This is a genomic window from Nocardioides sp. URHA0020, from assembly GCF_000620705.1.
Classification (GTDB): domain Bacteria; phylum Actinomycetota; class Actinomycetes; order Propionibacteriales; family Nocardioidaceae; genus Nocardioides.
This window is the reverse complement of sequence record NZ_KK211171.1, coordinates 141,143-153,815: the sequence shown is the minus strand read 5'-3', so window position 1 is coordinate 153,815 and position 12,673 is coordinate 141,143. Positions and strand designations below refer to the sequence as shown.

Genomic DNA, 12,673 nt, shown 5'->3' with positions numbered 1-12,673 from the left:
CCGGATGCCGCCTGGTAGCCCCCGGCCGGGACTCCATGCGGCACCGGTCTCCCGGTCTCGTCGGGCCGGTCTCAGTCCGGCGCGGGGGCGAGCGTGCGGGAGGAGCGGGTGGCGCCGACGGAGGCGACGACGACGAAGGTCATCGCGAGCCACTGCTCCCAGGTGAGGAACTCGTCCAGCACGATGATCCCGGCCAGGGCCGCGGCCGCGGGCTCGAGGCTCATCAGGATCGAGAAGACCGACGCCCTGATCGAGCGCAGCGCGACCAGCTCGCACGAGTAGGGCACCACCGACGACAGCAGCCCGACCGCGGCGCCCAGGAGCAGGATCCGCGGGTCGAGCAGGTCGCCGCCGCCCTCGCCGATCGCGAGCGGCGTCAGCAGCACGGTGGCCACGACGCTGGCCAGCGCCAGTCCGTCGAAGCCGGGCCAGCGCTGCCCGGTCTGCCCGGCCAGGAGGATGTACGACGCCCACATCGCCCCGGCGAGCAGCGCGAAGAGCACGCCCGCCAGGTTGACGTCGCCGCCGCCCTCCAGCCCGAGCACCGCGACACCGAGCCCGGCCAGCAGCACCCACAGCAGGTCGCGCACCCGCCGAGACCCGATCACCGCCAGGGTCAGCGGGCCGATGAACTCCAGCGTCACCGCGATGCCGAGCGGGATCCGGGCGAAGGCCTGGTAGATCGCCCAGTTCATCACCCCGAGGCAGACGCCGAAGGCCAGCACGACCATCCAGTCCGAGCGGGAGCGACCACGCAGCACCGGTCGGGCGATGGCGACCAGCACGACGGCGCTGGTCACGAGCCGCAGCCACACGATCGTGGTCGGGGAGATCTCGTCGAAGAGGCTCTTGGCGATGCCGGCCCCGAACTGCACCGACAGGATCCCGACCAGGACCAGCCAGACGGGGGAGACCAGGCGAAGCGATGAGTCTCTACCGGTCACCGGGTCAATCTAGGAGAATGCTCGACGGACCGAGGAGGCGGCATGGCAGACCGGACGCTGTTGATGGTCGGGACCCGCAAGGGCCTGTGGATCGGCACGTCGGACGAGGACCGCGTGGACTGGGAGTTCAGCGGACCGCACTTCGACATGGAGGAGGTCTACTCCTGCCTCGTCGACACCCGCGGCGCCGTACCCCGGCTGCTCGTCGGGTCCTCGTCGAGCTGGCTCGGCCCTCAGGTGTGGCGCTCCGACGACCTGGGTGCGAGCTGGCAGGAGACGCCCAACGGCGCTGTCCGCTTCCCGGAGGGCGCCGACGCCACCGTCGAGCGGGTCTGGCAGCTGGTGCCGGGTGCCGAGGACGACGTCGTGTACGCCGGCACCGAGCCCGCAGCGGTGTGGCGCTCGTCGGACCGCGGTGAGACGTTCCGGCTCGAGCAGGCGCTGTGGGACCACCCGCACCGGACCCAGTGGGAGGCCGGCTTCGGTGGCCAGGCCTTCCACACCGTGCTGCCGCACCCCACCGACCCGCAGAGCGTCATCGCTGCGCTGTCGACCGGCGGCGTCTACCGCACGAGCGACGGTGGTGCCTCGTGGGACCCGCGCAACCACGGGATCCGGGCGGAGTTCCTGCCGGAGGGCCAGCAGTACCCGGAGTTCGGGCAGTGCGTCCACAAGATCACCCGGCACCCGAGCCGCCCCGAGCGGCTCTACCTGCAGAACCACGGCGGGGTCTACCGCTCCGACGACGAGGGCGAGGTCTGGAAGTCGATCGCCGACGGGCTCCCGGCCGACTTCGGCTTCCCGATCGTGGTGCACCCGCACGAGCCGGACACGATCTTCGTCTTCCCGATCAACGGCGGCGACAAGCGCTACCCGCCCGAGGCGAAGGCCCGCGTCTGGCGCTCCCGCGACGCCGGGGAGACGTGGGAGCCGCTCGGCCAGGGCCTGCCCGACTCCTTCTACGTCGCGGTGATGCGCGACGCGATGTGCGCCGACGACCACGAGCACGCCGGGCTCTACTTCGGCGCCCGCAACGGCGCCGTCTGGAGCACGGCCGACGAGGGCGAGACCTGGAGCCAGGTCGTGGCCGACCTGCCCGACGTGATGGTCGTCCGGGCCGCGAGGATCCCGGCATGAGCGGCAAGGACGTCGAGAAGGGACCGACCCGGCTCAAGAAGGTCGCCGAGTCCTGATCACAGATCGTCTCCCGGCACCGCGATTTCACGGATCCGCGGGTTTGGTCACCGCTACCTTGGCGAGCGTGACCGCGACCCTCAGCCCGCCCGACCTCACGTCCCGCGAGGGACTCGGGCCGATCATCGGTGTCCACGCCGGGCTCTTGGTCGGGGGCGCGGTCGCGTTGTCGCTGGGTGCGCCCGCGCAGGGCTGGGGGGTCCTCCTGCTCGTCGTGGCGTACGTCGTCGCGCTGCTCGCGGTTTGCCGCGCGACGGGTCGCGCCGACCTGCTGGCGCTGGCCGGGTTCGTCGCACTGGTCTCGGTCTTCCAGGTGCTGCCGGACTGGGTGCTCGCCGACCTGGTCGGCACGCTGCGCTTCCCCGACCACGGCGGTCCCCGCGTGGACGACGTGATCCCGCTGGCGATGGCCGCGATGTGGGTGGCGCCGCTCTTCGCCGCGGTCGCCCTGAGCGGCGGTCGGCCGGGGCACGCCGCGGTGCTCGCGGGCGTGATCTTCCTCGGTGCCGAGCTCCTCGCCCCGACCCTGGGACTGTGGGAGCCGACGGGGGACACCCACCGGCTGCTCGGGGTGGCGGTGTACGTCGTACCGGCGGAGGCGGCGCTGGGCTGGGCGGCCGCCACGGCCTTCGCCCACGTCCGGCACCGCTCGCTGCCGGCGCGCACCGGTGCGGCCCTGGCCGTGTCGACGTTCTACCTGGGCGCGCTCGTGCTCTCCCACTTCCTGCTCGACGTCGCCGGCTGGCGGCTCACCGCCTGACCCGGGCGCGTCAGAACTGCGACGCCTGCGAGGCCGTGATCTCCGGTGCGTAGATCGGCAGCTCGCCGGTGGCCTCGAACTCGTCGGGCGGCAGGATCGGGTCCGGCACGCCGGCGGTGATCGTGCTGCCGTCGGCGCGGGTGCCGCCGATGACCGGGTGGTCGCCGAGGAGCCCGTCGATCCGGTCCCCCTGGTCGTCGAGCGCGACCACCAGCGGCGCCGCACCGGTGACGACGTACGACGTGCCGCGCACGCTCAGCGCCACGTCGGCCGACGAGGGGTCGGCGAGGCTGAACGTGATCCGGTCCTCGGTCAGGTCGACGAGCACCCGCGAGCCCTGCCAGCAGAAGCGGAAGCGCAGCGCCGGCCACGTGGCGGGCAGGCGCGGGTCGAAGCTGAGCAGGCCGGCGTGGTCGCGCATGCCGCCGAAGCCGAAGACCAGCGCGCTCCAGACGCCGCCGGTCGACGCGACGTGGAGGCCGTCGACGGTGTTGCCGTGCAGGTTCATCAGGTCGACGTACAACGACTCGTGGAAGTAGTGCAGGGCCGCCTCGTGGTAGCCGACCTCGGCCGCGATCACGGACTGCACGACGGCCGAGAGGGTGGAGTCGCCGGTGGTGATCGGGTCGTAGTACTCGAAGTCGGCGCGCTTCTCCTCCAGCGAGAAGCGGTCGCCCTGCAGGAAGAGCGCGAGCACGACGTCGGCCTGCTTGAGCACCTGGAACCGGTAGATCACCAGCGGGTGGTAGTGCAGCAGCAGCGGCCGCAGCTCCGACGGCGTCTTGGACAGGTCCCAGACCTCGCGGTCGAGGAAGAAGTCGTCCTGCGGGTGGATGCCGAGGCCCTCGTCGAAGGGGATCGTCATGCCGGCCGCGCAGGCCCGCCACTCCTCGGTCTCCTCGTCGGACAGGCCGAGCCGGGCCGCGACCCGGACGTAGTCCTGCGGGTAGGCGCTCCGGATCCGCTCGACCGAGGCGACGGCCTGCTCGAGGTTGAAGCGCGCCATCACGTTGGTGAAGAGGTTGTTGTTGACGACGGTCGTGTACTCGTCCGGCCCGGTCACGCCGTGGATGTGGAAGGACTCGTCGCCGTTGCTGCGCCAGAAGCCCAGGTCGGCCCACATCCGGGCGGTCTCGACGAGGATGTCGATGCCCTCGCGGACCAGGAAGCCCTCGTCGCCGGTGGCCCGGACATACTTGATCAGGGCGTAGGCGATGTCGGCGTCGATGTGGACCTGCGCCGACCCGGCGGCGTAGTACGCCGACGCCTCCTCGCCGTTGATGGTGCGCCACGGGAACATCGCTCCGCTCTGCGCCATCTCGCGCGCCCGCTCGCGGGCGGCCGGCAGCATCACCGAGCGGAAGTGCAGCGCGTTGCGCGCCACCTCCGGCTGCGTGTAGGTGAGGAACGGGATGACGTAGACCTCGGTGTCCCAGAAGTAGTGGCCCTCGTAGCCGGAGCCGGTCACCCCCTTCGCGGGCACGCCGAGGCCGTCGATCCGGCCGCTGGCCTGGGCGAGGCTGAAGAGGTTGTAGCGGGTCGCCTGCTGCACCGCCCGCTGCTCGTCGCTCTCGCCGCCGATCTCGACGTCGGCGGCGTCCCAGAAGTCGGCGTACCACCCACGCTGGTCGGCGACGTAGTGCGCCAGGCCGTGCCGGGCGGCCCGGTCGAGGGTCCGGTCGCAGCGGTCGGACAGCTCGCGCACCGGCACCCCGCGCGAGGAGTGGTAGGCGACGGTCTTCTGCAGCCGCATGGTGGTGCCCTGCGTGGCGTCGACCCGGTAGACGACCTTGGCCAGGTCGTCCTCGGCGCGGGCCACGATCTCGAACTCGTCGCTGGTGTGCAGCGAGTGGTCGGCCGACACGGCGACGGTCATGCCGGAGTGCGCGCACTGGTAGCCCAGCATCAGCCGGTCGTCGGTCGCGTAGCTCATCCGGGGGAGCAGGACGCGCGCGCCGAAGGCACCGGCCTTGCGTGGGTCGACGACCTCGCCGGCGGCCGACGACGGCATCCGGTACTCGTCGACGCCGTCCTGGCGGTTGAGGATCTGCGACGAGATCACGATCGGAGCGTCACCGGTCAGCACCTCGACCTCGAGGGTCATGATCGCCAGGTGACGCTGGGTCATCGACACCATGCGGGTGGAGTCGATGCGCACGCGCTTGCCCGACGGCGTACGCCAGATCAGGCTGCGCCGCAGCACGCCGTCACGGAAGTCGAGACAGCGCTCGTAGTGCTCCAGGTCGGCGGTGCCGAAGGTCAGCGGCTCGTCGTCGACGTAGATCTTCATGACCTTGGTGTCGGGCACGTTGACCAGCGTCTGACCGGTCCGGGCGAAGCCGAAGGCCGCCTCCGCGTGGCGGATCGGCCAGGTCTCGTGGAAGCCGTTGAGGAAGGTGCCGTGGGCGTACGACGGCCGCCCCTCCTCCGGGTTGCCGCGCATGCCCAGGTAGCCGTTGGCCACCGAGAAGAGGGTCTCGGTGACGCCCAGGTCGTCGGGCCGGTAGCCCGTCTCGACCAGCGCCCACGGCTCGATCGGGAACCGTCCCCGGTCGAGCGGGTTCGGTCCCACGGCGTGACCGTTCATGCTGCGCCCTCCGTCGGGACCAGCTCGGCCAGGTCCTGGACGACCATCGTCGCACCGGCCTCCGTGAGGGCCGCGGCGCCCACGCCGCGATCGACCCCGACGACCAGGACGAAGGCGCCCGCGGCCCCGGCCCGCACCCCCGAGACGGCGTCCTCCAGCACGACCGACGTCGCGGCCGTGGCGCCGAGCTCGGCCGCGGCGTGCAGGAAGGTGTCCGGGGCCGGCTTGCCGGGCAGCCCCAGCTCGGTCGCGACGGCGCCGCTGACCACCGTCCGGAAGCGGTCGGCCAGCCCGGCCGCGGCCAGCACGGCCGGCGCGTTGACCGACGACGAGACGACCGCCAGGGGCAGCCCGAGGTCGCGCAGGTGGTCGAGGAGCAGCACCGATCCGGGGTACGCCGCGACGCCGTCGCGCTCGAGCACCTGGTTGAAGGCGTCGTTCTTGCGGTCGCCGAGCTCGACGACGAGGTCCTGGGGCGCGGGCAGCCCGCGTGAGACGAGGAAGTCGCGGACCCCGTCGTAGCGCGGCTTGCCGTCGACGTGCGCGAAGTAGTCGTCGTCGGTGTAGGGGGAGGAGTCGCCCGGCCCGTCGTACGACTCCAGGTAGGCGTTGAACATCTCTCCCCACGCCCGCATGTGGACCTCGGCGGTCGGCGTCACGACGCCGTCGAGGTCGAAGAGCACAGCGTCATAGTCCGACCACGTCACGGGGTTCACCCGCAAAGGCTAGGGGTCGGGCCGCCTCGGCGCAGTGAGGTCCGCCTCTCGGGTGCCGGGCAGGTCGCGACCGGTGACCCCACGGCGAATACGCTGGGGCCATGACCGAGCCCGACATCAAGCCCCGCTCCCGCGACGTGACCGATGGTCTGGAGTCGACCGCCGCGCGAGGGATGCTCCGGGCCGTGGGCATGGGCGACGACGACTGGGAGAAGCCGCAGATCGGGGTGGCCTCGAGCTGGAACGAGATCACGCCCTGCAACCTCTCCCTCCAGCGGCTCGCCCAGGCGGTCAAGAACGGCGTGCACGCGGCCGGCGGCTACCCGCTCGAGTTCGGCACCATCTCCGTCTCGGACGGCATCGCGATGGGCCACGAGGGCATGCACTTCTCGCTGGTCTCCCGCGAGGTCATCGCCGACTCGGTCGAGACCGTGATGATGGCCGAGCGCCTCGACGGCTCGGTGCTGCTGGCCGGCTGCGACAAGTCGCTGCCCGGCATGATGATGGCCGCCGCGCGGCTCGACCTCTCGAGCGTCTTCCTCTACGCCGGCTCGATCATGCCGGGCCAGGTCGACGGCAACGACGTCACGATCATCGACGCCTTCGAGGCCGTCGGAGCCTGCCTCGCCGGCAAGATCAGCCGCGAGGAGGTCACCCGGATCGAGAAGGCGATCTGTCCCGGTGAGGGTGCCTGCGGCGGCATGTACACCGCCAACACGATGGCCGCCGTCGGCGAGGCGATCGGCATGTCGCTGCCCGGCTCGGCCGCGCCGCCGGCCGTCGACCGGCGCCGCGACGGCTTCGCCCACCGCTCCGGCGAGGCGGTCGTCAACCTGCTGCGCCAGGGCATCACCGCGCGCCAGATCATGACCAAGGAGGCGTTCGAGAACGCCATCACCGTGGTGATGGCCCTCGGCGGCTCCACCAACGCCGTGCTGCACCTGCTGGCGATGGCCCGCGAGGCCGAGGTGGACCTGACCATCGACGACTTCAACCGGGTCGGCGACAAGGTCCCGCACCTGGCCGACCTGAAGCCCTTCGGCCGCTACGTGATGAACGACGTCGACAAGATCGGCGGCATCCCGGTGGTCATGAAGGCCCTGCTGGACGCCGGGCTGATGCACGGCGACGTGCTCACCGTCACCGGCAAGACGATGGCGGAGAACCTCGCCGAGCTCGCCCCGCCGGCGCTCGACGACGACGTGATCCGCAAGCTCGACCGACCGATCCACGCGACCGGTGGCCTGACGATCCTCAAGGGCTCGCTGGCCCCCGAGGGCGCGGTCGTGAAGACCGCCGGCTTCGACGACTCGGTCTTCCACGGCACCGCCCGGGTCTTCGACGGCGAGCGCGCCGCGATGGACGCGCTCGAGGCCGGGCAGATCGAGGCCCGCGACGTCGTCGTGATCCGCTACGAGGGGCCCAAGGGCGGCCCGGGCATGCGCGAGATGCTCGCCATCACCGGCGCGATCAAGGGCGCCGGGCTCGGCAAGGACGTCCTGCTGATCACCGACGGCCGCTTCTCGGGCGGCACGACCGGCCTGTGCGTCGGCCACATCGCACCGGAGGCCGTCGACGGCGGGCCGATCGCCTACGTCCGCGACGGCGACGCCATCACGCTCGACGTGGCCAACCGGCTGCTCGAGATCGAGGGCGTCGACGAGACAGAGTGGGAGCAGCGCAAGGTCGGCTGGGAGCCGCTGCCGCCGAAGTACACCCGCGGCGTGCTCGGCAAGTACGCCAAGATGGTGCAGTCCGCCGCGCACGGCGCCATCACCGGCTGACGTGTCGTCCGGACGCCCGCCCGACCAGCGTGGACCGGTCCTCTTCCTCGTCCTCCTGATGATGGTCGGCCTGCTGGTCATCGCCTGGGGCGTCAACCACCCCTCGTCGGTCGAGCAGCGCGGCGCGCCCGCGCCCGGCGCCGTCGAGACTCCCGCGCCCACGCGAGGCGGTGAGTCCGTGGACCCGAGCGCCCCACCGGTGGTCGAGCAGGGAGGCACGCCGGCGCCGAGCGTCGAGACCCCCGCGGCCGCGGCGCCGACGTTGCCCGGCGGCGGCACGCGGGTCTTCGGGGGCAACCGCTTCCTGGTGGCCTACTACGGGACCGCCCAGAGCGGGGCGCTCGGCGTCCTCGGCGAGACCTCGCCCGCCCGGATGGACCGTCGGCTGCACCGCGCGGCTGCGTCCTTCCGGCGGCCGGGCCAGCCGCTGCGCTACGTCTACGAGCTGATCGTCACGATCGCCGACGCGCACCCCGGGCCGGGCCGCGACTACAACCACGACATCCCTCGCGCGGAGGTACGCCGCTACATCCGGGCCGCCCACCGCAACAACGCGTTGCTGCTCCTCGACCTCCAGCCCGGCCGCTCCGGCTTCACGACGGTGGCCAAGCGCTGGGCGTGGGCGCTGCGCGACCCGTGGGTCGGGCTCGCCCTCGACCCCGAGTGGCGGATGGGCCGGCACCAGGTCCCGGGTCGCACCGTCGGGCAGGTCGACGCCTCCGAGGTCAACCGCACCGCTGCCTGGCTGGCCGCACTGACCCGGCGCGAGCGGCTGCCGCAGAAGCTCTTCGTGCTGCACCAGTTCCGCGTCGACATGGTGCACCACATCAGCCGGATCCAGCGCCGCCCCGAGCTCGCCATGGTGCAGCACGTCGACGGGTACGGCACCCGGCGGCAGAAGCTGGGCACCTACCACGCGGTGGCCCGGCCGCGGCAGTTCCGGATGGGCTTCAAGCTGTTCTACGACGAGGACGTCCACCGGATGAGGGCCCGCCACGTGCGCGCCGTCCGGCCGACGGTGCGGTTCGTCAGCTTCCAGTGACCGCCGCGATCGTGAACGTGGCGCGGTGGCTCTCCCCGGGCGCCATGGCGACCAGGTCCACGCCGGAGTTGTAGGCGCCGGGCGGTGCCGTGGTCGGCTCGACGGCGAGCGCCTCGCGCTCGCGGCCCTTGATCGTGTCGCCCGTGAAGACGTGCAGCCAGCCGATGCCCTCCCGCCCGGTCAGCGAGACGCCGCGACCGGTGTCGGGGTCGACCAGGGTCGCGGTCGCACCGTCGACCACCCCGCCGTACGGGTGGTCCAGGACGATGTCACCGATCGGGCGCGGCTCCCGGAAGTCGTACGCCGTCCCGGCCACCGGCTCGGCCGGGCCCGCGTGGCCGCGCTCGCTCATCTCGCACCACGTCGTCGCCGGGACGGTGAGCAGGCACTCGTCGACCCGGCGCCCGACGGTGAGGTAGGGGTGCAGGCCGGCGCCGTACGGCGCGGTGGTGCTGCCGACGTTGGTGGCCGACAGCGTCGTGGTGAGCCCGTCGTCGCCGAGCCGGTAGTCGGCGGTCAGGTCGAGCGCGAACGGGTAGCCGGTCTGCGGCTGCAGCTCGTAGGTCAGCACCACCCGGTCGGCGGTGTGCTCGGCGACCTCCCACGCGACCCAGTGCGCGAGGCCGTGGATGGCGTTGTGCTTGGCCGGCTCGCTGAGCGGCAGCTGGTAGTGGCTGCCGGCGAAGTCGTAGGCGCCGTCGGCGATGCGGTTGGGCCAGGGCATCAGCACGGCGCCGCGAGCGCTCCGGCACATCTCCCCGGGCTCGGAGCCGGCGACCAGGTCGACGCCGTCGCGCGTCAGCGTGCGCAGGCACGCCCCGACGGTGACGATCTCGGCCTGGTAAGGGCCGTGGGACACGGAGAGCGGGAGACCCGCGGCAGCACGCACGGGGACACCCTAGGGTTTGCACGTGCCTCTCGTAGCCGGGATCGACTCCTCCACCCAGTCCTGCAAGGTCGTCGTCTGCGACGCCGAGACCGGGGAGGTGGTCCGCAGCGGCCACGCGCCCCACCCCGAGGGCACCGAGGTCGCCCCCGAAGCGTGGTGGGACGCGCTCCAGACCGCCATCGCGGCGGCCGGCGGGCTCGACGACGTCGCCGCCGTGGCGGTCGGGGGTCAGCAGCACGGGATGGTCTGCCTCGACGAGGCCGGCGACGTCGTACGCCCGGCGCTGCTGTGGAACGACACCCGCTCGGCCCAGGCCGCCCTCGACCTGATCGACGAGCTCGGCGGCCCGCAGGCGTGGGTCGAGGCCGTCGGGCTGGTGCCGGTCGCGTCGTTCACCGTCACCAAGCTCCGCTGGCTGCGCGACGCCGAGCCCGACAACGCGCGTCGTACGGCGGCCGTCTGCCTGCCCCACGACTACCTGACCTGGCGGCTCGCGGGCGCCCCCGGCCTGGACGCCCTGGTCACCGACCGCGGCGACGCGAGCGGCACCGGCTACTGGTCGCCGGCGACGGGGGACTACCGCCGCGACCTGCTCGCGCTCGGCCTCGGGCACGACGTGATCCTCCCGCGGGTGCTCGGTCCGGCCGAGTCCGGACTCTCGATGCCCTCCGGAGCCCTGCTGGGGCCCGGCACCGGCGACAACGCCGGCGCGGCCCTCGGCCTGGGGGCGGTCTCGGGTGATGTCGTCGTGTCGATCGGCACGTCGGGCGTGGCGTGCGCGGTCGCGGACGCACCGGTCGGCGACGTGACCGGCGCCGTGGCCGGCTTCGCCGACGCGACCGGGCGGTTCCTGCCGCTGGTCGCCACCCTCAACGCGGCGCGCGTGCTCGACGCCGCCTGCCGGATGCTCGGCGTCTCGCACGAGGAGCTCTCGGAGCTCGCGCTGTCGGCCCCGGCCGGCGCCGGCGGGCTCGTCCTGGTGCCCTACCTCGAGGGCGAGCGCACCCCCAACAAGCCCGACGCCACCGGTGCGGTCCACGGGCTGCGCCTCGAGACCGCCAACCCGGCGTACCTCGCCCGCGCCGCCGTCGAGGGGATGATCTGCGGCCTGGCCGACGCGGTCGACGCCGTCCGCGCGCTCGGCACGCCGGTCGAGCGGATCATCCTCGTCGGCGGTGCGGCCCGCTCGCGCGCCGTGCGCGAGATCGCGTCGGCCGTCCTCGGGCTGCCGGTGACGGTGCCCGAGCCGGGGGAGTACGTCGCGCGAGGGGCGGCGCGGCAGGCCGCCTGGGTGCTCGCGGGCGGCGACGAGCCGCCGGCTTGGCCGCTGTCGGGGGTCGTGTCGACCGAGGCGGAGCCGACCCCGTCGGTCCGCGTGCGGTACGCCGACGTCCGTGACCTGACGGCCGTGCGGCCGTGACGCACCCGCTCGACGCCGCCGACCCGCTGGCGTCGTACCGCGACCTCTTCGTCGGTGCCTCCTCCGACCTCGTCTACTTCGACGGCAACTCGCTCGGTCGGCCGCTCTCGGCCACGGGCCCGCGGCTGGCGCGGTTCGTCGAGGAGGAGTGGGGCGGGCGGCTGATCCGCGGGTGGGACGAGCGGTGGATGTCGCTGCCGCAGGAGATCGGCGACGAGCTCGGCCGGGTGACGCTGGGCGCCGCGCCCGGGCAGACCACGATCGGTGACTCCACCACGGTGCTGCTCTACAAGCTGATGCGCGCCGCCGTCGCCGCGCGGCCGGGTCGCACCGAGATCGTGATCGACCGCGACAACTTCCCGACCGACCGCTACCTGGCCGCCGGCATCGCCGAGGAGTGCGGTCTGACGCTGCGGTGGATCGACGTCTCGCTCGACGCCGGCGTGACGCCCGACCTGCTGGCGGCCGCGGTGGGACCGTCGACGGCCCTGGTCGTCCTGTCGCACGTGGCCTACCGCTCGTCGTGGCTGGCCGACGCGGCGCTGCTCACCCGGATCACCCACGACGCCGGGGCGCTCATGCTCCTGGACCTGTGCCACTCGGCCGGCTCGGTGCCGGTGGAGCTCGACGCGTGGGACGTCGACCTGGCGGTCGGGTGCACCTACAAGTACCTCAACGGCGGTCCCGGCTCACCGGCCTTCTGCTACGTCGCCGAGCGGCACCTGTCGTCGCTGTCGCAGCCGATCCAGGGCTGGCTCGGCTCGGTCGACCCCTTCCTGATGGGCCCGTCGTACGCGCCGGCCGCGGGCATCCGCCGCTTCGTCTCCGGGACGCCGGCCGTCGTCGGGATGCTCGCGATGCAGGACATGATCTCGCTCGTCTCATCGGCCGGGATCGACGCCGTGCGCGAGAAGTCGGTCGCGCTCACGTCGTACGCCATCTCGCTGGGTGAGTCGGTCCTCGCGCCGCTCGGCGTCGTCCTCGCCTCGCCCCGCGCCGACGCCGACCGCGGCGGCCACGTCACGTTCAACCACCCCCTGATGCGCGAGGTCACCGCCGCCCTCTGGCAGCGCGACGTCATCCCCGACTACCGCGACCCCGGCGGCCTGAGGCTCGGCCTCTCCCCGCTCTCCACCTCCTTCGCCGAGGTCGAGCGCGGCATCCACCTCGTCGCCGAGACCCTCACCGACCTGGCCGGCTGACCTCCGCACCCGCACCATCCGCTGGTCGAGGTGCGAAGGCCGCCAGGCCTGAGCCTCGAAACCACCCCGGCACCCGGGACAACCGGTGGTCGAGCAGCGAGCGCCAGCGAGCGTCGTCGAGACCCCCGCACCCGA

Annotated in this window: 10 protein-coding genes; 6 read left to right on the top strand and 4 right to left on the bottom strand. The window is 72.8% G+C overall.

All coding sequences use genetic code 11. From position 1 onward, the window contains the following. Positions 1-71: 71 nt before the first annotated feature. Positions 72-944, bottom strand: a complete 873-nt coding sequence (locus N542_RS0120165) for an EamA family transporter (RefSeq protein ID WP_028645467.1) — start codon at positions 942-944, stop codon at positions 72-74. A 42-nt stretch (positions 945-986) separates the two neighbouring features. Here N542_RS0120165 and N542_RS0120160 point away from each other — a divergent pair, with 42 nt between their 5' ends. Next, positions 987-2,081, top strand: coding sequence for a WD40/YVTN/BNR-like repeat-containing protein (locus N542_RS0120160; RefSeq protein WP_028645466.1), 1,095 nt, complete (start codon positions 987-989; stop codon positions 2,079-2,081). 124 nt (positions 2,082-2,205) lie between these two features. Beyond that, positions 2,206-2,898, top strand: a complete 693-nt coding sequence (locus N542_RS0120155; protein ID WP_028645465.1) for a DUF6989 domain-containing protein — start codon at positions 2,206-2,208, stop codon at positions 2,896-2,898. Positions 2,899-2,908: 10 nt separating this feature from the next. On the opposite strand, the gene N542_RS0120150 is transcribed toward N542_RS0120155, so the two are convergent. After that, entirely contained in the window at positions 2,909-5,470 is a 2,562-nt protein-coding gene (locus tag N542_RS0120150; RefSeq protein ID WP_442937505.1) for a glycoside hydrolase family 65 protein, read from the bottom strand. Positions 5,471-5,481: 11 nt separating this feature from the next. Next, a complete protein-coding gene (locus tag N542_RS0120145) occupies positions 5,482-6,192 on the bottom strand; it encodes an HAD family hydrolase (protein ID WP_028645463.1) in 711 nt (236 codons plus the stop codon). A gap of 110 nt (positions 6,193-6,302) precedes the next feature. Between N542_RS0120145 and ilvD the strand changes: the two genes are divergently transcribed. Both ilvD and N542_RS25855 read left to right on the top strand, forming a co-directional pair. Continuing rightward, positions 6,303-7,985: a dihydroxy-acid dehydratase gene (gene ilvD / locus N542_RS0120140; protein WP_028645462.1), complete on the top strand. Its 1,683-nt coding sequence runs from the start codon at positions 6,303-6,305 to the stop codon at positions 7,983-7,985. Position 7,986: 1 nt separating this feature from the next. Further along, entirely contained in the window at positions 7,987-9,027 is a 1,041-nt protein-coding gene (locus N542_RS25855; RefSeq protein WP_051552145.1) for a hypothetical protein, read from the top strand. On the opposite strand, the gene N542_RS0120130 is transcribed toward N542_RS25855, so the two are convergent. Further along, the gene (locus tag N542_RS0120130) at positions 9,014-9,916 is read right to left on the bottom strand and encodes an aldose 1-epimerase family protein (RefSeq protein WP_028645461.1); all 903 of its coding nucleotides are present in this window, start codon (positions 9,914-9,916) and stop codon (positions 9,014-9,016) included. The genes N542_RS25855 and N542_RS0120130 overlap by 14 nt on opposite strands. Before the next feature lie 22 nt (positions 9,917-9,938). Here N542_RS0120130 and xylB point away from each other — a divergent pair, with 22 nt between their 5' ends. Together xylB and N542_RS25850 are read left to right on the top strand one after the other, a co-directional pair. After that, the gene (gene xylB, locus N542_RS0120125) at positions 9,939-11,336 is read left to right on the top strand and encodes a xylulokinase (RefSeq protein ID WP_028645460.1); all 1,398 of its coding nucleotides are present in this window, start codon (positions 9,939-9,941) and stop codon (positions 11,334-11,336) included. After that, positions 11,333-12,538, top strand: a complete 1,206-nt coding sequence (locus N542_RS25850) for a kynureninase (protein ID WP_036509032.1) — start codon at positions 11,333-11,335, stop codon at positions 12,536-12,538. Before xylB ends, N542_RS25850 begins: the two co-directional genes overlap by 4 nt. The last annotated feature ends 135 nt before the right edge of the window (positions 12,539-12,673 follow it).

Bases quoted from the DNA above. Each gene is read 5' to 3' on its own strand.
- N542_RS0120160 (WP_028645466.1), top strand. From the start codon at position 987: ATGGCAGACCGGACGCTGTTGATGGTCGGGACCCGCAAGGGCCTGTGG.
- ilvD (WP_028645462.1), top strand. From the start codon at position 6,303: ATGACCGAGCCCGACATCAAGCCCCGCTCCCGCGACGTGACCGATGGT.